The sequence below is a fragment of the Enterobacter cloacae complex sp. IR5403 genome, from assembly GCF_049238705.1.
Lineage (GTDB): Bacteria > Pseudomonadota > Gammaproteobacteria > Enterobacterales > Enterobacteriaceae > Enterobacter > Enterobacter hormaechei_C.
Genome location: NZ_JBMKHP010000001.1, coordinates 446289 through 468195 on the forward strand (window position 1 = coordinate 446289; position 21907 = coordinate 468195).

At 54.8% G+C, this 21907-nt stretch carries 18 protein-coding genes; 3 read left to right on the forward strand and 15 right to left on the reverse strand.

All coding sequences use genetic code 11. The features are described 5' to 3' along the window. Window position 1 precedes the first annotated feature (1 nt). The 6 genes from ACOTW6_RS02130 to ACOTW6_RS02155 all read right to left on the reverse strand — a co-directional run bounded on the left by ACOTW6_RS02130 (window position 2) and on the right by ACOTW6_RS02155 (window position 8045). Entirely contained in the window at window positions 2-1708 is a 1707-nt protein-coding gene (locus tag ACOTW6_RS02130; RefSeq protein ID WP_213788817.1) for an OmpA family protein, read from the reverse strand. After that, complete coding sequence (tssL, locus tag ACOTW6_RS02135; RefSeq protein ID WP_090278538.1) at window positions 1705-2394, reverse strand: type VI secretion system protein TssL, short form; 690 nt, start codon at window positions 2392-2394, stop codon at window positions 1705-1707. Before tssL ends, ACOTW6_RS02130 begins: the two co-directional genes overlap by 4 nt. Then, window positions 2391-3731, reverse strand: coding sequence for a type VI secretion system baseplate subunit TssK (gene tssK / locus ACOTW6_RS02140; RefSeq protein WP_421766226.1), 1341 nt, complete (start codon window positions 3729-3731; stop codon window positions 2391-2393). The genes tssL and tssK overlap by 4 nt, the downstream gene beginning before the upstream one ends. Before the next feature lie 15 nt (window positions 3732-3746). After that, on the reverse strand, window positions 3747-5282 hold the full coding sequence (gene tssC / locus ACOTW6_RS02145; protein ID WP_023324775.1) for a type VI secretion system contractile sheath large subunit: 1536 nt from the start codon (window positions 5280-5282) through the stop codon (window positions 3747-3749). Between the two features lie 40 nt (window positions 5283-5322). Next, window positions 5323-5814, reverse strand: a complete 492-nt coding sequence (gene tssB, locus ACOTW6_RS02150; protein WP_090278540.1) for a type VI secretion system contractile sheath small subunit — start codon at window positions 5812-5814, stop codon at window positions 5323-5325. Window positions 5815-6428: 614 nt separating this feature from the next. Further along, window positions 6429-8045, reverse strand: coding sequence for a peptide ABC transporter substrate-binding protein (locus ACOTW6_RS02155; protein ID WP_213788818.1), 1617 nt, complete (start codon window positions 8043-8045; stop codon window positions 6429-6431). Window positions 8046-8228: 183 nt separating this feature from the next. Between ACOTW6_RS02155 and mpaA the strand changes: the two genes are divergently transcribed. Continuing rightward, window positions 8229-8942 (forward strand): murein tripeptide amidase MpaA, encoded by a 714-nt coding sequence (mpaA, locus tag ACOTW6_RS02160; protein ID WP_023314235.1) that lies wholly within the window; start codon window positions 8229-8231, stop codon window positions 8940-8942. Here the strand turns inward: mpaA and ycjG are convergent. After that, on the reverse strand, window positions 8933-9898 hold the full coding sequence (ycjG, locus tag ACOTW6_RS02165) for an L-Ala-D/L-Glu epimerase (RefSeq protein ID WP_121478890.1): 966 nt from the start codon (window positions 9896-9898) through the stop codon (window positions 8933-8935). The two genes, mpaA and ycjG, sit on opposite strands and share 10 nt — an antisense overlap. Before the next feature lie 106 nt (window positions 9899-10004). On the opposite strand from ycjG, the gene tpx reads away from it, so the two are divergent. Further along, window positions 10005-10511 (forward strand): thiol peroxidase, encoded by a 507-nt coding sequence (gene tpx, locus ACOTW6_RS02170; RefSeq protein ID WP_213788819.1) that lies wholly within the window; start codon window positions 10005-10007, stop codon window positions 10509-10511. 34 nt (window positions 10512-10545) lie between these two features. On the opposite strand, the gene tyrR is transcribed toward tpx, so the two are convergent. The 3 genes from tyrR to ACOTW6_RS02185 all read right to left on the reverse strand — a co-directional run bounded on the left by tyrR (window position 10546) and on the right by ACOTW6_RS02185 (window position 14645). After that, window positions 10546-12087, reverse strand: coding sequence for a transcriptional regulator TyrR (gene tyrR / locus ACOTW6_RS02175; protein ID WP_121478889.1), 1542 nt, complete (start codon window positions 12085-12087; stop codon window positions 10546-10548). 111 nt (window positions 12088-12198) lie between these two features. Then, window positions 12199-13251: a YcjF family protein gene (locus ACOTW6_RS02180; RefSeq protein ID WP_121478888.1), complete on the reverse strand. Its 1053-nt coding sequence runs from the start codon at window positions 13249-13251 to the stop codon at window positions 12199-12201. Continuing rightward, window positions 13248-14645 (reverse strand): YcjX family protein, encoded by a 1398-nt coding sequence (locus ACOTW6_RS02185; RefSeq protein ID WP_090278546.1) that lies wholly within the window; start codon window positions 14643-14645, stop codon window positions 13248-13250. Before ACOTW6_RS02185 ends, ACOTW6_RS02180 begins: the two co-directional genes overlap by 4 nt. A gap of 155 nt (window positions 14646-14800) precedes the next feature. Between ACOTW6_RS02185 and ACOTW6_RS02190 the strand changes: the two genes are divergently transcribed. Further along, entirely contained in the window at window positions 14801-15811 is a 1011-nt protein-coding gene (locus ACOTW6_RS02190; RefSeq protein ID WP_047051006.1) for a LacI family DNA-binding transcriptional regulator, read from the forward strand. A 33-nt stretch (window positions 15812-15844) separates the two neighbouring features. Here the strand turns inward: ACOTW6_RS02190 and ACOTW6_RS02195 are convergent, their stop codons facing one another. The 5 genes from ACOTW6_RS02195 to ACOTW6_RS02215 form a co-directional block, all read right to left on the reverse strand. Beyond that, entirely contained in the window at window positions 15845-16759 is a 915-nt protein-coding gene (locus ACOTW6_RS02195) for an OmpG family monomeric porin (protein ID WP_063133484.1), read from the reverse strand. Between the two features lie 65 nt (window positions 16760-16824). Continuing rightward, window positions 16825-17907: an ABC transporter ATP-binding protein gene (locus ACOTW6_RS02200; RefSeq protein WP_219240884.1), complete on the reverse strand. Its 1083-nt coding sequence runs from the start codon at window positions 17905-17907 to the stop codon at window positions 16825-16827. 13 nt (window positions 17908-17920) lie between these two features. Continuing rightward, window positions 17921-18586 carry a beta-phosphoglucomutase gene (gene pgmB, locus ACOTW6_RS02205; protein ID WP_032653776.1) on the reverse strand — a complete coding sequence of 222 codons (666 nt, stop codon included), beginning with the start codon at window positions 18584-18586 and terminating at the stop codon, window positions 17921-17923. Then, window positions 18576-20855 carry a glycoside hydrolase family 65 protein gene (locus tag ACOTW6_RS02210; RefSeq protein WP_213788820.1) on the reverse strand — a complete coding sequence of 760 codons (2280 nt, stop codon included), beginning with the start codon at window positions 20853-20855 and terminating at the stop codon, window positions 18576-18578. Before ACOTW6_RS02210 ends, pgmB begins: the two co-directional genes overlap by 11 nt. Further along, a complete protein-coding gene (locus ACOTW6_RS02215) occupies window positions 20849-21907 on the reverse strand; it encodes a Gfo/Idh/MocA family protein (protein ID WP_213788821.1) in 1059 nt (352 codons plus the stop codon). Before ACOTW6_RS02215 ends, ACOTW6_RS02210 begins: the two co-directional genes overlap by 7 nt.

Consider the following 21907-nt stretch of genomic DNA (forward strand, 5'->3'; position numbering starts at 1 on the left):
ATTACTCCGTTACATTGTTATCAGCGCCATCATCCTGCGATGACGCATGGGTCTTGCCCGGCGCCTGACAGGCATTCGCCTGCGGTACCAGACTGATTTCGACACGGCGGTTCAGCGCCCGGCCTTCAGCCGTGTCGTTGGTGGCGACAGGACGGCTTTCACCATAGCCCTGCACCGCAAAACAGCTCTCCGGCACGTCGCCGGTATCCCGCATCCAGTCGCGCACCGACTCCGCGCGCTTAAGCGACAGCACCTGGTTGGACTGGTCATCCCCGGTGCTGTCGGTATGGCCCGCGACCACAATCAGCCAGCCGGGCTTCGCCTTGATCCCCACAAGCGAGTTCACCAGCAGCTTTGTTGAGGCGGGTTTAAGCGCCCACTTTCCGGTATCGAACAGCGACATGCTGTCGAGGCGGATGATTTTCGGTGCCGGTTTGAGTTCCGGTTCAGGCGGCGGAGGCGGAGGCACATAAGAGCGAATCGCATTCAGCACTGGCATACGCAGACGTCCGCCCTGATACAGACCCAGACTCAGCCGGGGCGGTACACCGTTACGTGCATGGTCGTCCAGCAATGCCGCATCCTCGCGCAGCACGGCAACGGCGTCAGCTTTCGGCCCGAAGTCATTCATCGGTATACGTTCATAGCGTGCAATATCGAAGCTCACGCGTTGCAACAGCTGGCGATTATTCCAGCCACTGCTGAGTAGCGCAGCAATGGTCGCCAGCGTGAAGATTCCGAGCGCACCGCGCCAGGTTCGACCATGCGGTGTCAGGCCTCGTCCTTCTGGCAGTAAAGGGAGGACAAAATTCGGGAACAGGGAAATAACCGTACTGTCCGTTCCCGCCGGCTGCCAGCCAGACACCTGCTGCATCGCAGTATGGCGGGACAACCACGCTGTCCAGACAGAGGTGGCCATGCTTCCGGCCAGGATCGGGCCCAATCCCCACAGAACCGCAACAGGTTCAATGACAGGAATATCGGGGTTTTCATCCATAAGGACAGCCTGGACGTGCTGTTGGAACCAGCTCATCAGGCTGTTCATCAGCACCTGTTGCTGCATCGCAGGCGTTCCGCCAGTATTAACCCATTCAGCAACTGAGCCAGGCGCTGAAGTCCCACTCCAGACCTTTACCCCTTCCCCCAGGATCGCCGTCTGCCAGAGCATGTCATTCATCATCGCACTGCCGACCTGTCCATTCAGAACCAGTGGCACAGAATGGCCGGTTGCTTTACGCAACCGGCTAATCTGCCAGCGCAGGGCAAGCAAACGACTGGTAAGGCGCTCACTGTCAGGGTGCTGCTGCGGACAAACACTGACCATCACTGACAGCTGACGTCCCCAGTCGGGGCGCAACCACAGTACCTGACGGGCGGCCTGCTCCAGTTCCAGATGATCCTCTACACGGATCCAGCAGCCCTGCGTGACAGTAAGTACAGGTGACTGATGCGGCCAGGCAAGCGGCAGATCGCCACAGACAAGTACCACGGGCTGGCAATAATTGGCTTCAGGCAGGTCCTCCAGACACAGGGTGAAATCGTGCTGCACGCGACGGCAGGTGACAGCCCAGAACGCCATGATTAGCCCCAGTACCGCCAGCAGGACGAGAACGGAAACCAGCCGGGATGCTGGCAGAAACCACAGGCAGACCACTGCACTCAGCAGGGCAGCCCAGAGCGCAAGCCCGCGCTGTTGTGCAGGGCTCATTTCACAGCTCCCGGTAGCAGGGTAAGCAGTGTCTTATCCAGCCAGCAATCCAGTCCCCACCATAATGCGGTGACCACCACCACACTCAGGCCAATGCGCATAGGCCATGATGCCAGCCAACCCCCTATCCCCCGTCCGGCATGGCTTTCCGCCAGAACGGGATGGGGTTGTGAATAGCTGAACGGCGCAACACATTCATTCAGTGCATTCATGAGTTTCTGCCGCTCAGGATCGTTCAGGGAGCGGAAGTTGCCGAGGAATCCGAGCATCATGACTCGCTGGAAGCAGGTCACAACGGCGTGGTCAGGAGCCGGTTCACGCAGCACATCACGCATCCGATCGCATAACGTGTCACCGGCGTCCATAGTGCCAAGGAAGTATCCCTGTAAGGGAATGTCATACCACTGTATACAGGCATCATCCTCCACACCGCGACCTTTGACCGCCTCATCAAGCAGCGCACACTGTGCCGTAAGAATATGCTGGCAGCTGGCTTCATCGAGTTCGCTCGCTTTCAGTTCTCGCTGCACACGCCCGACATCATCAATGCAGCGCTCCCAAAGCGTACGACCTTCCCCGTCCTGGAATGTCGGGCCGTGACGCAGACTGATCACCTGTAGCCAGGTGTCCTGTAACAGGGCATCAATATCAATGAACGCGGCAGTAGCGCGTTTACGATCATTCATGTTCTCAGTACCGCAAAGAGTTCAAGTTCAGGCTCGGCGAGCATTCCCGGAACGTAAAACATACAGGTGCCGCTCTGGAACATTTCGATGGCCAGAGGATGAGAGACATCAAGGCTGAAATACTGATTTTCCAGACGTAGTGGAATGGCTGCCGGCACATGGCGCAGCGGCATCAGAGTGACGCCCACCCGCGATGAATTGACGATACTCCTGACATGATCGGGACTGCCGACCTTGCACTGGCGCGGGAACTGCTCCTGCAATTGTGCCACCGGCATCGGTGAACGCACGGAGAGGTAATAATCAGCCCCTTCGCGCAGACGTGGATCATGCAGACGGGCCTGCCAGAAGTGAAGCCGGTCATCATGCTCAAGCTCAATCGCCACCACCCGCGACGGCAGGCTGGCTTCCAGAAGATCGCCAAGTAAATCAAACAGCGGCGGGAAGACGTTATTCAGTTGCTCATGCTGCCATGCCGGGATCGCACTGACCTGATGCTCCAGCGAGAATGTCAACAGGCTGCCTGCAAGCCTTGCCAGCTCCGGATAGAGACGCTCAGGCGGGCTTTGCGGGTGGCGCTGAAACTGACCCAGCACGGGCTCAGCACTGTTCAGGGCATTGAGCAGCCAGAACAATGAAACATCGGCTACGGCAAAATCCGCCATGCGCTCATTACTTTCCCGGCGCATGTCCATCAGGCGGCCCAGACGGGCGCGCAGTTGCGTCAACAGTTGCTCCAGCTGGGTCATCAGCCAGCGGCTGCCCAGCAACGCCAGCAGCGGCGGAAGGTATGTCTCATCAAGTGCCCAGTTCCCCTGCGAATCTTGTTGCAGGCGGGCAACCGGACAGGTCAGGTAATCGCTGTTGTTCTGATGGGCAAATCGCAACGTCAGCTCTGGCCGCATCACTGCAATCTGGCGGGTGTCATCGCCAAAAAGGTTGCGGACATCCCGCCAGCGCTGGCGATAGCGAACAGGACGCGCGGCCACCTCATCGGGCTTAAGGCAGTTGCCACCATTCGCGCGCAGCAGCGGAAGAGCCAGAACCACCACCACGTCCTGTGTTTCACTCTCAAGCGCCAGCACCGGTGGCAGGTCGTCAGCATTATCCGTATCGATTAATGTCCCGTCAGGGAACCGGAGGTGCAGATGACGGGCCTGTAGACGGCCCAACTTCAGTACATCCGGTTCGAAAGTGGCATTAATCACCCCCCAGGGATGGGAGAGACCCAGTCGGGCGATACATTCCGCAGACCAGGCCGCATAGGCGGCCTGTTGCTGGAAGTGCTGGGGAGAGACCATCTGGCCCCTGCCCCATAACGGTTGTTCCGTTCTCATGCTTCCTGCCTTACGTTACGCTTTCGCTTTAGGCATCTGGCTCACCAGAGACAGGTTCACATCCATGCCTTCCACCTGGAAGTGCGGCACCGCAAACAGCTTCACGCGGAAGAAACCCGGGTTGTCTTCGATATCTTCCACCACCACCTTCGCGTCACGCAGCGGATGAGAAGCCTGCAACTCATCGCCCGGATCGGTCATTTCCGTCACCAGACTACGCACCCACGTATTCAGTTCCAGCTCCAGCAGACGGCGGTCCTTGGTGGTGCCGATGTTCTCGCGCTGGATGAGCTTCAGGTAGTGCGCAATACGCGACAGCAGGAAGATGTACGGCAGACGGGCGTTGATGCGGCTGTTGGCCGTAGCATCTGCGGTGTCGTACAGCGCCGGTTTCTGCGCGGAGTTCGCCGAGAAGAAGCAGGCATAGTCGCGGTTTTTGTAATACGAGAGCGGAATAAAGCCGAGGTTGGCAAACTCGAACTCGCGGGTCTCCGGGATCATCACCTCAGACGGGATTTTCACCTGGTTGCCGGTGCCCAGATCGTACAGATGAATAGGCAGGTCTTTCACCGCCCCGCCCGCCTGCGGGCCACGGATCTGCACGCACCAGCCGTTATTGATGAAGCTCTTCACCATGTTTGACGCGAAGGAGAACGACGCACTGGTCCACAGGTATTTCTCGTGATCCGGGCCTTTCACCTGCTCAACGTAGTTAAAGCTGCGTACAGGTACGGTGTCCGGGCCATACGGCAGACGCCCCAGCACGCGCGGCATCACGAGGCCGATGTAGCGGGCGTCGTCGGTGTCGCGGAAGGATTTCCACTTGATGTACTCCGCGCGGTCGAAGTAGTTGCCGATATCCTTAATTGCAGCGACCTCTTCCATGGAGTCTTTCAGGAAGAATTTCGGACCAACAGAGCCAATAAACGGCATATGTGCGGCAGCTGACACTTTAGAGATGTTGCGCAGTAGCGCCACATCCTGCGGGCTGGCGTCAAATTCATAGGATGAAATCACGGAGCCAATCGGCTCGCCGCCCGGGGTGTCGTATTCGGCGGTATAGGTGTGCCAGTAGAGGCCGCTCTGGATAAGTTCCGGCGCGTCTTCAAAGTCCTGACGCAGATCTTCTTTCGACACATCCAGGATTTCGGTTTTCACGTTCTGGCGGTAGTCGGTGCTGTCCACCAGCTGCTTCAGGCCGCGCCACAGGGACTCCACCTTCTGAAACTCCTGGTGATGCATTACGGCATCCAGCTGACGGCTGATCTGGAAATCCAGCTCAGCGATATGGTGGTCAATCAGCGTTTTGTCGAGCTTCTCCACCGGCTGACCGGATTTGCGGATGCAGTCCATAAACACCTGCATCGCCGCCGTCAGGCGTTCACCCGCCGGAGCGTCAGAAAGCGCGGCGTCATCCAGAAACGCATTGATATCACCCAGGCTGGAGGCCGGGGTCAGGTTGATTTTTTCAAACAGGGAGGCGTAAACGCCCTCTTTTTCCAGTACGGTGGTCTGCCCCTGCGCAGAGGCGGTTTCAGTATTCACAGACATCAGCATATTCCCGGTTAATCCATTAAATTACACATGCCGCTTATTTCGGGGCCAGTGCACTCATTTCGTCGCGTAATTCCTGAGACAGCGCCGGGTCTTTAAGAATTTTCTCGAGTTCTTTTCTGAAAGTGGCGTTATCAAGAAGATTGGATTTGAGGTCGCGTAATAAATTACGCATGGCCAGCATGGCGCGGAGCTGGGGGATCTGGCGGGCAACCTGTTCAGGTTCGAAATCCTTAATATCGGAGAAATTCAGTTTTATGCTTTCTTCCGAACCATCCCCGACCATTGTGTTAGGAACCGTCAGATTCACTTCCGGGTTAAATTCCGAAAGTACGCTGTTGAAGTTATTTTTATTGACGTTAATTTTCTCCCTTTCAGATAATGGGCGATTCTCTTTTCCATTACTGAAATCACCGACGGTGAGGAGTTTAAGCGGCAGTTCGATTTTCTTCTGCGCGCCACCTGTATGCAGAGCCAGCTTTAAGTTTATGCGTGCCTTGGGCACCTCATTCTGGAATGAATCGGCCATAGCAGTCCCTTTCTTTAAAAGAAATAAATGTTAAGTGAGTGACGTTTCTTTACAAAACCATATTAGAGCAAAAGCCCATTTAAAATCAACTTTTCAGATCAAAGATCTACTATTGGACTTTTCTTAAGAATATTCCACTAAATTATTGTACTCATAAATGCCATGCATACATGACATACAGTAAAAATTAACTATTTATTCACATTAATTTGGCAGGAATGACTGCTTTGATTGGAAATATTGAACTTATTGTTCCATGAGATTGAATAATTGATTTACATCAATGCATTCATTAACACGCCCCATAACAGCGCAGAGAAATAAGGTTTTAATTCAATAAATGGCCTGAATATGAAAAAATCCTGTATCGGACAAATTCAATCTTAAAAACAGTAATGACTATACTGCTACAGGAATGGCGAATAAATGACTACGCGTTTTTCGATAAACGGGAGAAAGAATCTCTCTTAAGATATTCATCATGACAATGAGTGATGGGCTGATATGAAGGGGATATTCGGTATTAACCAGGCTGTAAAATCATGCCCCCTGAGAGCGGGCGCTTATGCGGTTAATGGATGTTTACCATAATCACGTAGCGCCCTGACCTCTTTTTAATGCTTTTCAATATACATTGTACGGCTGTACGCAACATCCTCTGGGTTATTTATCGGATAACCTTTAACCCATGGCTTGATGAGACGTCCATTGGTGTACTGATAAATAGGGGCAATCGGTGCTTTCTCGGTGAGGATCTTCTCGGCCATGTTGTAGTCGGCATTACGCGCTTTTTCAGTCGTTTCGAGCGTCGCCTGATGAATAATCTTATCGTAAGCAGGATCGTTGAATCGTGAGATATTCCCGCTGTGGGAGGAGGTCAGCAGCGACAGGAATGTCGACGGCTCGTTGTAGTCCCCTACCCACGATGCACGGATGACGTCAAAATTCCCGGTATTGCGGCTGTCGATGTAGGTTTTCCACTCCTGATTCTGCAACTTAACGTCAACACCCAGATTTTTCTTCCACATGGATGCAACGGCAATCGCGATTTTCTGGTGGTTTTCAGACGTGTTATACAGCAGCGTTAATTTTAGCGGACGCTGAGGGCCATAGCCTGCCGCCTGCAACAACGTTTTCGCCTGCGCATTCAGCTCTTGCTGCGACATCTGCTCAAATGGCGAGGTTTCCGGCGTAAAGCCCGCAGTGACATCGGGAGTAAAATGCCAGGCCGGTTTCTCACCGGTCCCCAGGACTTTTTCCGCCATAATACGTCTGTCTATAGTCATGCTGAGCGCGAGACGTACGCGGGCATCCGCGGTTGGGCCTTTTTGCGTGTTAAACGCGTAGTAATAGGTCCCAAGCTGTGGCGGTGTATATACCTGTCCCGGAATATCTTTAAGCAGCTTCTGGTACATGTTTTTCGGAAACGATTCTGTAATATCGATATCGCCCGCAAGATAGCGTTTGGTCGCTGAGGACTCCTGGTTGATCGGCACAAAGGTGATTTTTTTAAGCACCGTCCTGCCGTTATCCCAGTAATGAGAATTTGGCTCAACCACCAGTTTTTCATTCACCACGCGATCTTTCAGCACATACGCACCGTTGCCAATGAGCGCGCCAGGGCGCGTCCATTCCTTACCGCTTTCCACATTGGCCTTTTGAACAGGATAAAACGCGAAATTAGCCGTCAGATTGCTGAACCAGGGCAGCGGTTTGTCCAGCTGCACGCGCAACGTTTTAGCATCCACCGCCGTCACGCCGAGGGTATCCGGAGCAGCTTTGCCATCGATAATGGCCTGGGCATTGTTAATGCCCGCCAGCGCCGCAAACCAGGCGAAAGGTGACGTTGTTTTAGGATCAACCAGACGACGCCAGCTATAGACAAAATCGTGTGCCGTCACCGGGGTACCGTCAGACCACTTAGCGTTATCCCGCAACGTGAACGTCCAGACGCGATTGTCATTGCTCTGCCAGCGCGTCGCCACGCCGGGAACTAACTCCCCTTTTTCGTTCTGATTCACCAGCCCTTCATAGAGGTCGCGGATCACCTGGATCTCGGGCAATCCCACCGCTTTTGCCGGATCGAGCGAAGCGGGCTCATCTTTGATATGTCGAACCAGCTCCTGCTTTTGCGCCAGAACCGTTCCTTCGGGAACCTCCGCGGCATATGAAAGTGAAGAAAGCCCGCACAGCCACAGCGCAGTACAAAGAAGCGAAACAGGATGCTTCATACGATCCCCTTAATGATGTCAGGTAACAGGCAGATGCGTAATTATTTGTTTCGAAACGGAGAAATGCAAATGCTTCCTCCGGAAAGTTGATGTCAGGCAATTTTCCACACACACGGAAACTATTTGATTAAGCGCGGCTTTTGCACAACACTGCCAGAAGTGACTTTATCATCAGGGTTTACTATGGCAACTACCCGACCAAGAACGGAACGCGGCGCCTTCCCGCCAGGAACTGAACATTATGGACGCTCATTTTTAGGCGCGCCGCTGATCTGGTTTCCGGCCCCCGAGGCCGATCGCAATAGCGGCTTAATCATTGCAGGCACGCATGGTGATGAAAACTCGTCTGTCGTGACGCTCTCGTGCGCGTTACGTACGCTGGCCCCCGATTTACGACGTCATCATGTAATTTTGACCGTCAACCCGGACGGTTGTCAGCTTGGATTACGGGCGAATGCACGAGGCGTTGACCTGAACAGGAACTTCCCGGCGGCAAACTGGCGCGCCGGTGAAACGGTATATCGCTGGAACAGTTCGGCGCAGGAGCGAGATGTGGTCCTGCTCACGGGAGACAAACCCGGTTCCGAACCGGAGACTCAGGCGCTGTGCCAGCTTATTCATAAGATCCACCCGGCCTGGGTTGTCTCTTTCCACGATCCCCTCGCCTGTATTGAAGATCCTCGTCATACGGCGCTCGGGCAGTGGCTGGCGGATGCGTTTGCTCTACCTCTGGTGAGCAGCGTTGGCTATGAAACACCCGGGTCTTTTGGCAGCTGGTGCGCGGACCTCAGCCTTCACTGTATCACCGCTGAGTTTCCGCCCATCTCCTCGGATGAAGCGAGCGAAAAATACCTGCGGGCGATGACAGATCTCCTGCGCTGGCAGCCTCAAAGATGAAGTACGCCGGAGGTAAAATTCAGCGCGGGTGAGACGTCAACCGCCAGCCAGGTTGGGCCGTCCAGATCGGCAAAGCGCACGCTGTTCACCAGCGGGAGTGCAGCGCCGATCGCTCTGGACGTACACAACATACAGCCCAGCATCAGAGCAAAGCCTTGCGCCTGCGCATCTTGTGCCAGAGCCAGAGCCTCGGTTAATCCACCTGTTTTATCCAGCTTAATGTTCACCATTTCGTAACGTCCCTTGAGGGCTGACAGGCTCTCACGGGTATGACAGCTTTCGTCTGCACAGACGGGAAGCGGATGAATAAAATTCGCCAGCGCGGCATCGTCTTCTGCCGGGAGGGGTTGCTCCAGCATGGCAACGCCCAGATCGGCAAGCAGCTGACAACGGGCTGCCAGCCCTTCGCTGTGCCATGATTCGTTCGCATCGACGATGAGAGTGGCATCAGGCACCGCCGCACGAATGGCGACCATGCGTTCGCTAATCAGGCGATCGTCGAGCTTCACCTTTAATAAGGTTGCACCGGTGGCATACAACGCCTGAGCGCTGGCGGCCATTTGCTCTGGTTCACCGATGACCACCGTCTGCGCGGTGACGATCGATTGCGGCAGCGTAACGTCCAGCAGCGCAGGCAGCGGTTTTTGTTGTTTCGCCGCTTCCAGACTCCAGAGTGCGCAGTCAATCGCGTTGCGTGCCGCGCCGGCCGGCAACCGAAGCTGAAGAGACTCGCGCGTCAGGCCCGCCTGCAACTCGGGCACCACCGTCATAATTTGCGCCATGACTGACGCCAGGCTTTCTCCGTAGCGAGGATAAGGGGTACATTCTCCGACGCCTTTTACGCCGTCCTCTTCACATTCAACCACGACCACGCAGGCCTCATTACGGCTGCCGCGCGAGATCACAAACGGGGTGTGCAATGGCCAGGCTTCTTCATAGACCTTAACGCTTCTCATCACTGACTCCTTGCAGGCCGGAAAGGCAGAAAATTGGTTTGCCGTGCTAACTGCGGATGACATACACTAGCCACGACGTTAACTATTTGTAAACAGGAAGATATCTATGTCACAACTCGTTCATTTCCAGGGCAACCCGGTTGCTGTTGCAGGTTCCATCCCACAGTCTGGCAGCAAAGCACAGCCTTTTACTCTGGTGGCTAAAGATCTGTCTGACGTCACGCTGAGCCAGTTTGCTGGCAAGCGTAAAGTCCTGAACATTTTCCCAAGCATCGATACTGGCGTTTGCGCTGCATCAGTGCGTAAATTCAACCAGCTGGCGACCGAAATGGATAACACCGTGGTGCTGTGCATTTCTGCTGACCTGCCGTTTGCCCAGTCCCGCTTCTGCGGCGCTGAAGGCCTGAGCAACGTTATCACCCTTTCCACTCTGCGCAGCCCGGATTTCCTGGAAAAATACGGTGTTGCCATTTCCGAAGGCGCGCTGAAAGGTCTGGCTGCTCGTGCGGTGCTGGTGATCGATGAAAACAACAACGTTGTTTTCAGTGAGCTGGTCAACGAAATCACTACCGAACCGGATTACACCGCTGCACTTGAGGCGCTTAAAGCCTAAACGTAAAAAAGCCTCTGCAAAGAGGCTTTTTTATTTATTCGTCACCCTTCTTCTGATTTAACCCATACTCGCGCAGCTTATTCGCAATTGCGGTATGAGACACTCCAAGACGTTTAGCCAGCTTGCGCGTGCTCGGATAGCTGCGATAAAGCTGCGTTAACACTGAACGCTCGAAACGGCTGGTGATGTCATCCAGCGAGCCTTCCATTGCCTCTTCGCCTACCGAGACCGTCCCGGCATCGTAATCCGGCAACAGAATATCCTGAGGACGCAGTTCATACCCTTCAAGCTGAGTTAATGCGCGATAGACCGCATTTTTAAGCTGACGAATATTGCCCGGCCAGCCGTAACGCGTCAGTACGGTGCCCAGGTCGGCAGAGAGCTTCGGACGCGGCACGCCCTGCTCATCGGCAAAACGGGCCACGAACAGTTCTGTCAACGGCATGATGTCCTGCGGGCAATCGCGCAGCGGCGGAATATTGAGCGTCAGAACGTTGAGACGATAGTAGAGATCTTCGCGGAATACTCCTTTCTGCACCAGCTCCACCAGGTTTTTCTGGGTGGCGCAGATGACGCGCACGTCCACGTGAACTTCATGATCTTCCCCCACGCGGCGGAACGTGCCGTCATTGAGAAAACGCAGCAGTTTCGCCTGCATGCGTGGCGACATTTCGCCAATCTCGTCCAGCAACACCGAGCCGCCATTCGCTTGCTCAAAGAAGCCTTTTTTGCCTTCCGGCGCATGCCCGAACAGCTCACTTTCAACGGCATCTTCAGGAATAGACGCGCAGTTCAGCGCCAGATACGGTTTTGCCGCACGCGGGCTGGCCATGTGCACAGCATGCGCCAGCAAATCTTTCCCCGTACCGGTATCCCCGGTAATCAGCAGCGGCGCCGTAAGATTTGCCAGCTTGCGCGCCTGGTCGATCACATGACGCATTTTCGGGCTCACCGCAATAATCTGGCTGAATGCGCCGACGTCCTGGCTGGAAATATTCTGTAACTGGCGTCCCATGCGCACCGTGGAGCGCAGCATGATCACCGCGCCGGTGAGCACCCGCACGGCATTTTCCCCTTTCAGATAGACCGGCGTGATCTCCATCAGGAAATTCTGTCCGTTGATGACGACGTGCTCGCTATGGGTATTTTGCGGGTTGCTATCCAGCCAGCGCTGGAAATTAAACCCGGTGATCAGTTGCGTGGCGTGGTGCCCGATAAGTTTTTCCTGCGTCTGCGCAAACAGCTGGCAGCTGGCCTGGTTAACGCGCTCGACTTTATTTTTCAGATCGAGAGAGAGAAACGGCTCCGGCATTGCTTCCAGCAGCGCGCTCAGTGCAAGGTGTTCCCGCTCGGACGGCATCCAGGGGATGGTGCGTACGTCCGTAACGCCAGCGATACGGCGGATTTCCGCCATCAGGCTACTGAAGGTATTAAATTCAATTTCGGCAAAATTGAGGTAAATTCGCCCGACAGGGTCGATCTCTATGCCACGTAAATCAATGCTACGTAAAACAAGAAGATCGAGTAACTCTCGGGTCAGACCGAGACGGTCCTCACAAAAGACTTCCAGACGCATGGGAAATTCACCGTTTAAGCCATTAACAGTAAAATGATATGTCAGATCCCGGTGTTCGGGAAGGTGGCTGTCAACAAATATTGACAGCCCGCACGATTAGTAAACAAAACCTCACTGAGCAGGTTTTTTATTGAGCGTCTCTTTAAGCTGGCCAATTAATTCGCGACGGAAATCCCCCAGCCGCGGCTTATCGCCATCGATCCAGGGGAGTGGACGACAAACCTCCATCGCTTTGATGCCCAGGCGTGCCGTCAGCAGACCGGCACCAATCCCCTGCGCCGCCCGGGCAGAGAGACGCGCCGCAAGATCCTGCGACATCCAGTCCATCCCGACCTCCCGCACCAGTTCGCTTGCCCCGGCGAAGGCGATATTCAGCAATACCAGTTTGAACAGGCGCAGTCGGCTGTAATAGCCAAGCTCAATACCGTACAGTCTGGCGATGCGGTTGATCAGACGCAGGTTGCGCCAGGCAATAAAGGCCATGTCCACCATCGCCAGCGGACTGACGGCAATCATCAGGGTGGATTCCGCCGCCGAGCGGCTGATCTCACGACGAGCCTGCGCATCCAGTACCGGCTGAACAATGTGCGCATAGAGCGTGACCACTTCCTGGTCATTCTGGGTTTCGTGGATCGCCGCATACCAGCGCTGAAGCGCCGGGTGAGAGTGATCTATTCCGGCCTGAGCCGCAAGCTTTTCACAAAAAGCACGCCCTTTTCCTGTGCCGTGACTGTGCAGCAGATCCCGCGCTTCATCGCGTTCGTGCGCACGCTGACGCAAACGCCAGAGGCGACGCCACTCGGTGACGACTGAGCCAACGCCCGCACCAACAATCAACGCCCCGGCGGCGCATCCCCCCAGCGCCACCCAGTCCTGCGTTTGCCAGGCATTGACGCCCCACTGCACGCCCTGGCCGATTACGCTTACACCAAAAAGGGCTAACCCGGCGGTCACCATCTTGCGCCACAGGCTGCGTTTCGGGCGCAGTGCCGCATCAACCACCGCTTCCGCCTGCCCCTGTTCAGCCATCGGCTCGTCTGCCAGCACGGGAGCAAAGTTGTCGGCCTGCGGGCCGCTGAAGGTTTGCGCCGTTTTAAACGCCTCATGCGGGGACTGCTCAAGCTGGCCGGTAAAATCAATGCGTGGTTTTAACGGTTCCGTCATCGCAATTTATCTCCAATTAAAAACTCCAGCGCGGCATCCAGACGGATATGCGGCAATGGCTGGTCAACATTCATGCTCTGCGGACGGAAGGCTTCGAACTGAAAACCCTGGCTTTGCCAGAAAGCCTGGCCCGGCAGACGCGCCGGGACTTCCCCCGGATAGACCGTGAGCGGTTCGCCGTCGCTGAGACGGTTGCCCCGCAGGGCTGGAATTTTCTCGCCATTCAGGTCAATCAGCCCACTCTGCGTAGCCTGTACGGACGCCAGCCCCAGACAGTCCATGCTGATCCCTTCGAAAGCCGCATTCTGCCAGGCATCCTGCACCAGCTGTTGCAGCAGGGATACCATGTTGGCGTGCTGATCGACCGTCACATGGTCAGCTTTTGTGGCGGCAAACAGCAGCTTGTCGATGACCGGCGAGAACAAACGGCGAAACAGCGTACGCTGGCCATAATGAAAGCTTTGCATCAGCTGCGTCAGCGCCAGCCGCATATCATTGAACGCCTGCGGCCCGCTGTTGAGCGGTTGCAGGCAGTCCACCAGCACGATCTGGCGGTCAAAGCGTAAAAAGTGATTTTTATAAAAGCCCTTAACCACCTTCTCACAGTAATAATTGTATCGCTCGCGGAGCATACCGGCGTTGGTGGTCTTGTCCGCCTGCGCCAGTTTCGATTCACCGATGCTGTCAACGTCCGGCCACGGGAAAAACTGTAGCGCGGGAGCACCGGCTAAATCACCCGGCAGAACAAAACGGCCCGGCTGAATAAAATGCAACCCCTCCTGCTTGCACTGATGCAGGTAATCCGTCCAGGCTTCAGCTATGACGGCCAGACGGTTTTCATCCGCCGGTGCCAGCGGGTCCAGCCCTTCGCAAAGCTGGCGCCATTTGGTCGACCACTCTGCCCGCTGCCCCTGCAACAGTCCGGTCATCTGTCGGGACCAGCTCAGGTAATCCTGCGCCAGCATCGGTAAATCGAGCAGCCATTCTCCCGGATAATCCACAATTTCGAGATAGAGCGTGGACGTTTCTTTGAAGTGACGCATCAGGGATTCATTTGAGCGGAAACGAAGCGCAAGCCGAATTTCGCTCACGCCACGCGTCGGGGTGGGCCAGGCGGGAGGCTCCCCGTATAACTGCGCCAGACCTTCATCATAGGTGAAACGGGGGATGCCAAAATCACGTTGCGGTACGCGTTTTACCCCCAGCAACCGCTCCTCGCGCGCTGCGCTAAGCAGTGGCAGGCGCGCCCCTGCATGCAGGTTCAACAGCTGATTGACCATCGCCGTAATGAATGCTGTCTTACCGCTGCGGCTCAGCCCCGTCACGGCAAGACGTAGATGGCGATCAACGCCACGGTTCACCAGAGAATTGAATTCGTTTTTAAGTCGCTTCATCGCCGTCCTTCATTGCCTGGAACCCTGAAAAAAGTCACTTCAGAATACAGTAAATTGGGGCAGATCGTTGATTATCAATTCTTAATTATTGCTATTGCCGTTTTCTCTCCAGTAAGATGGGCGCAATTGCTGTCCGTCTGGAGTGAGTAAGGTGTATGTCACCCACCATCTATGATATTGCCCGCGTTGCTGGCGTTTCGAAATCAACCGTGTCGCGCGTTCTGAATAAACAAACGAATATTTCTCCTGAAGCGCGCGAAAAGGTGTTGAAGGCGATAGAAGAATTAAATTATCAACCGAATAAACTTGCCCGCGCACTCACCTCTTCTGGCTTCGACGCCATTATGGTTATTTCGACCCGTTCAACCAAAACCACCGCAGGAAATCCGTTTTTCTCTGATGTACTGCATGCCATAACGGCAAAAGCAGAAGAAGAAGGTTTTGATGTTATTTTACAAACGTCCAAAAGCAGCGAAGATGATCTGCAAAAATGCGTGGGTAAAATAAAGCAGAAGATGATCAAAGGGATCATCATGCTAAGCTCGCCGGCGAACGAGTCTTTTTTCGCGACGCTGGACGAATACGGTGTGCCCGTGGTCGTTATTGGTAAAGTGGAAGGTAATTACCAGAATATCTATTCTGTCGACACGGATAATTTCCGCGACAGCGCCATATTAACCGACTCATTTATCAAACATGGTCGCACTAAAATTGCCTGCCTGCATGCCCCGCTCGATTATCACGTTTCTATCGATCGCCTGGCGGGCTATAAATCGAGCCTTGAGAAGCAGGGTATTGCGATTAACCCGGACTGGGTTATTGATGGCGGGTATACCCATGAAAGCGCGCTTCAGGCGGCCTGTCAGCTACTCTCTTCAGACAACCCGCCCGATGCGGTTTTTGCGACGGACAGCATGAAACTGCTGAGTCTTTATCGTGCCGCGGATGAGCTAAATCTGACGATCCCGGAACAGGTCGCAATGGCAGGATACAGCGACCCGATGCTATCTCTCATTTTAACCCCTGCACCAGGCGGTTTTGATATCCCCACGAGAAAGCTGGGCGAAGAGAGCTGCGATTTGTTGTTCAGGTGCATTGCGGGTAAACCTGCCCCGCATAAGGTATTGGTTGAAACGCATTTTTCGGATGCGGCTTCATTACGCTAAAAACCAGGGGCAAATGCCCCTGGTGAAGTGTTATCAGAACGCGTAATTCACGCCGATCCCCGCATAGTGGAAGCGATCGTTTTCGCCTTCGTCATGGTTTTCCCATTCGTAGGCATATTCCAGCGTCATGGAAAGGCCATTCGCAAAGTCGTAAGCGTAGAGCAGCCCCAGACGATTGAAATCATGCCCTTCACGTGTCGGATCGTCCTGCCAGTCCCAGTTTGTCCAGCGGTCAAGCCCAAGACGGGTATACGGCGTCAGGGTTGTCTGGCCTAATGAAACAGGCAGATACGCACGGATTTCCTGAGTGGAGAATTCACCGTTATTACGTGAACTGTCCATATTGAAACCCCGCTCTAAATAGTAATTAACTTTTGCAGAGACGGTTTCGTTAATTGTCCAGGTAAAACCGGTTTCCGTTTCAACACGGCTGTCAGAATAACCGGTTTTTGCCAGGTCATTCGCAAACTGGTACATGGCAAACCATCCGCCAAAACGCCAGTCATCAGTTAATTTTACATCCCAGTCAGGTTGAATTTTATAGCGCTGCATATTCGCGCTGCCCGCTTTCGCGCCATCCTCGTCTTTGAAATGATAGCTGTAATTACGGAAACCTCCCGTCAGTCCCAGCGTGAAATCATCGGTACCAATAATACGATAGCGTAATTCTACTTCAGGACGATCGAAATAGGTGCCGCGCGTCATGCTACTGTAATCAACCGGCCCTTCCTGATACATAGCCAGCGAAATGGTCCATGCATCCCATGTGGCATTAAACCACACGGAGGGTTCATATAATCCATCTTTATCGTCGGCCTGACCTTCGACGTTTTCAATTTCATACATGGCGCCAATATTAAATTCCCACTGTTTGGCTGATTCAGTTGCTTGCGCGCAGCTCACCCCTGCGCACAGAACGAGCGCAGCACTTCTTAGTAGAGTACTCATTAAAATATTCCTTTATAATTAACACACAAAAAACCGGAAACTTTCATTTCCGGCGAACACCTTTCTTATCTAATAGCTGTTTCAGTATCAGCATCGAAGAAATGGCACTTATTCATATCGAACTGGATGCCGATATTATCTCCGGCAACATAATCATCCGCCGCTCCCGCACGGACAACCAGTTCATGCCCACCCACGGTGGCATAAAGCATAAATTCAGCCCCGGTCAGCTCAGCAACGCTGATCTTCGCGGTGATGTTTTCACCGCTTCGCTGTGCGGTGAGAATGTCTTCCGGACGGATCCCAAAGACAACCGCTTTACGCTGGTAACCTTGCGCATTCAGTACGGCCAGCTTGTCTTCCGGGATCTCCAGATGCAGCGTTTCCGTCACAAAGTAGCGGTCGTCGATCGCGCCACGAATGAAGTTCATCGCCGGTGAGCCAATAAACCCTGCAACGAACATATTCGCCGGCTCGTTGTAGACCTGCTTCGGCGCGCCCACCTGCTGAATGATGCCGTCCTTTAAAATCACGATGCGGGTCGCCATCGTCATGGCTTCTGTCTGATCGTGCGTCACGTAAATCATGGTGGTGTTAAGCTTCTGGTGCAGCTTGCTGATTTCAGCGCGCATCTGCACACGAAGTTTGGCATCGAGGTTGGATAAAGGCTCATCCATCAGGAAGACCCCCGCTTCGCGCACTATCGCCCTGCCTAACGCCACGCGCTGGCGCTGACCGCCGGACAACGCGCCAGGTTTACGCTGGAGATAGTCGCGCAAGCCCAGGATCTGTGCCGCCCAGCTAACGCGTTCTTCAATGACGGAGGGCGCAATTTTTTGCATTTTCAGGCCAAACGCCATGGTGTCGTAGACCGTCATATGCGGATAGAGCGCATAGTTCTGGAAGACCATCGCAATATCACGGGACTTGGCGGGAACATCATTCATGCAAACCCCGTCAATAATCAGTTCACCCGCGCTGATCTCCTCGAGGCCGGCAATCATTCGCAGCGTCGTGGATTTCCCACAGCCCGATGGACCGACGAAGACAATAAATTCTTTGTCTTCAATTTCGAGGTTGAAATCCTTCACCACATGGACCTGGTTATCATAGATTTTCTGAATGTGTTTCAGAGACAGTTGAGCCATTATTAATTCCTTATCAATACGCCCGGGATGCCCAGAACGCCGTCAGGCGTTCCCAGGTCAGTTCCTGCGTTGAATGAAGTTGTAATCCCGCATGGTTCAGGCCAGGCCCAATCCCGACCGACAGCATTCCTGCGGCGTTGATCGCATCTACCCCTGCGGCGGCATCTTCGATACCAATGGCCTCTTCAGGACGTACGTTCAGTCCCTTACAGGCCGCAAGGAAGATTTCCGGGTCCGGCTTTGAGCGGTTAATACGCGAAGCATCGGCGCAAAAATCGAAAGCCTGATGAATGCCCAACGCGTGCAAAATCCCGGGGGCATTAAGCGATACGGATGCCAGGCCAATTTTGACCTTCGCGGCGCGAATATCCGCCAGCACGTCGCGAATCCCCGGGAGCAGTGAATCCTGCGTCAGTGATGCCAGCGACTGGACGTAAAGCGCGTTTTTTTTCGTCGCCAGCGCCAGGCGCTGCTCGTCACTGAACATCCCCTCTTTCCCGCCATGTTTCAGAATGCGCTGGAGGGAGTCCATACGGCTTATTCCCTTCAGCTGTTCGTTAAATACCTCATCGAAGGTGATACCAATTTCCTCCGCCACGGCGCGCCAGGCCAGAAAGTGAAGATGCGCGGTATCGGTTATCACCCCGTCCAGATCGAATACAACAGCGTTAAGCGTCATGGCGCCCCTCCGTGGTAGCGGTCCCATTAACCGATGCAAGAAAGTCCTTACGCTCACAGACCTTTCGTCCTGATACATGCAGCGTTTTACCCCACAGCGTCAACGTGACAGGTGCGGTGGTTTCAATGGTTAACTGGTCATCTTCACAGGTAATGTGCATCGTTGCGTCCCGCCACCGCAGCGGGAAGGCGAGTTTCTGCCAGTGAGCAGGCAGCTTCGGCGCAAGATGCAGCTCCCCTTCGCTAATGTGCAGGCCAGCAAATCCCTGAATAGCGCCCAGCCAGATCGCACCGGTGGCGGCGGCATGAATACCGTCATCACTGCTGTGCGGGTCATCCCCCAGGTCGATGGCAATCCCATCGCGCCAGAAGGCATACGCACCCTCGGTGTCACCGCAGCGTGCGAGCACAATGCCGTGAATGGCTTTACTCAGGGATGAATCATGGATCGTGCGTGGCTCGTAGAACGCCAGATTGGCGGCACATTGCTGCGGCGTAAACCGTTCCGGCAGCAGGTAGTTAAGCATTACCACGTCAGCCTGCTTCAGGATCTGCATCTCATTCACTTCCGCGCGAGAGTAATCAAGCAGAATGGTTTGCTTGCCCGCTTTGGCTTTATAGCGGCTCAGATCGATGGCAGGTTTTGCCATGAAGGTATCATCCTGCGGGATCACACCGTTTGCGTCGGCCTCTGGCAGCCACAGGCGCGCCAGGAACTTCCCGGCATTCTCCGTAAAACGCGCATCTTCACGCCCAAACATCGCCATAAACTGACGCGCGCAGGCAACGTTGTGCCAGGCCAGATAGTTGGTGTAGGCGTTGTTGTTGACATGCTCGGTGTATTCATCCGGTCCGATCACGTCATGGATCTCAAGACGACCATTAATTTCCGTCGCGCGTCCCATCCAGAACGAAGCGGTTTCCATCAGCAGCGTCAGGCCCTCATTGCGCATAAAGGCATCGTCGTGTGTTGCCTGCCAGTAAGCGACAACGGCCCAGGCAATATCAGCCACGATGTGGTGTTCAGCGAGTGCGGAGGCGACCTTCTGGCGAACCCCGGTACGGATGTTAATGGCTGCGAATTCTGGCGTCTCTTCCTGTCCGCTGGCGGCGCTTTCCCACGGGAACAACGCGCCTGGCCAACCGTTACGGCGTGCTTTTTCGCGCGCGCCAGAAAGATTCAGCCAGCGATAGCGCAGCAGGCTGCGGGCAATTTGTGGACGGGTAAACAGATGGAACGGCAGCAGGAAAATTTCAGTATCCCAGAAGACGTGCCCTTTGTACCCTTCCCCCGTCAGCCCTTTCGCGGCAATGCTGCTTCTTTCGCTATGGGCTGGCGTCATTGTCGTCAGGTGCCAGACGGCATAATCCAGCGCCAGCTGATCCTGCTGTTCTGCACACGTCACTTCCACCCGAGCGTCACGCCATACCGCTTTCCAGGCATACGCTGAGCTTTCAAGCAACGCATCGTAGCCTCTTGCCGCGCAGACTTTGAGATCGGCCAGCGCGTTGCGGGCGAAAGACTCCTGCGAGAGTGCTTTATCGCTGCGATGCGTCAACCAGACGATCTTCTCAAGAGTGACAGTGTCACCTTGCGTGATGGTCAGAGAATGATGAACGCTGAGGCGACGATTTTTAGCGGTGAAACAGCTGTCGCTCTTAGCGGAGAGCTGACAAAACGCCGAAACAACAACTTCAGACGCCCGGTCCTGCGTTTCATACACACCCTGCATGTAGTGCTGGTCGAAGACCCTGACCGAGATTTCATCCAGATGCTGCCTGCCGCTGTTCGTTTGTGTCGCATCTATGCCGGTTTTCAGCACGGCCTGAGCGGCGCCATCAAGCGGTGTGATCGAGAGCTGCATTGCCACTAAGGGCAACTGGTCCAGCGAAACAAAACGACGGCTCTCGAGGCGATAGCGTTTTCCGTCCGGCGAACGCCAGACCACGTTACGATGCAGTTCGCCGTTAGCAAAGGCCAGCTCGCGTTGCCACTCAAGAATTTCGCCTGAAAGGAGCGTGAAGTTGACGCCGTCCAGCTCAACTTCAACCCCGGTGACATCCGGCAGATTGATCAGCTCTGTGGTTTCGTTGCGTCCCGCGCGATGATACAGCCCCGCGAGATACATGCCTCTGGTCTGCTGGGTGTAATCTTCTTCATGCGTGGCGCGAATGCCCATGTAGCCATTGCCGCAGGCCATAATGGACGCGTACTTATTCAGGCTATGCGGGCAAAAGCCCGGATCGGTTAATACAGACTGGTTCAGCATAACGTCACGCTTTCCCCTGTTTCCGCGGCTTCATACAACGCCGCGACTAATTGCTGGATCACCAGCCCCTGCTCCGCATCGGCAATCATGACCGGCTCGCCCAATACATGGCGAACAAACGCGTCCATACTGCGCAGATGTCGGCGATCGTCGGCTTCTTCACGCTGGGTCAGCGTCTGTAAAACACCGGCTTCGTCGTTATAAATGTGTGCCGGGAACAGCGTTGCACCCGCCTTCTCTCCACAGAAAGAGACGTTGATGATCGACTGCTCGCGGATATTAAGCGCAAAAGAGGTGTCCAGACGCAGAATGCCACCGTTGCAGAACTCAATCGTGCCAAACAGGGCATCTTCCACGGTAAACTGCGCAGGATCCCATTCGCCAAACTGGCCGGTGTGTTTCCGGTTCCCCAGTCTCTGGAAGCTGTGCGCGGTTACCCGTTTCACGGTCGGGAAGCCGAGCACATACATCGCGGCATCCAGCATGTGAATGCCGATATCGATCAGCGGCCCGCCGCCCTGGAGCGATTTATTGGTGAACACGCCCCACCCCGGCACACCGCAGCGACGCAGCGCCTGCGCGGAGGTGAAGTAAATTTCACCGAGCGTTCCGTTCATTACCGCCTCGCGCAGGAGCTGGGTATCCAGGGCAAAGCGATGGTGAAAATCGTACGCGAGGACTTTTCCGGCCTTGCGCGCCGCGAGACGCATCTCATCCGCCTGGTGCGGCGTCATCGCTGGCGGCTTTTCACACATCACATGACAGCCTGCTTCGAGCGCCGCCATCACATGTTCAAAATGGAACCGGTTAGGCGAACAGACGCTCACCACATCCGGTTTTACTTCCTGCAACATCTCGTGAGCGTCCTGCCATGCCGATGGAATAGCATAACGTTCCGCGAACGCCTGTGCCTGCTCAAGGCGGCTGTCCATGACAGCCACCATTTGAACATCACTGCGCGTGGCGTAATACGAGGCATGCACTTTGTCTGCAACCTGCCCGGCGCCAATAATGGCGACGCGCAGAGGCAAAGGTGTAGAAGCACTCATCAC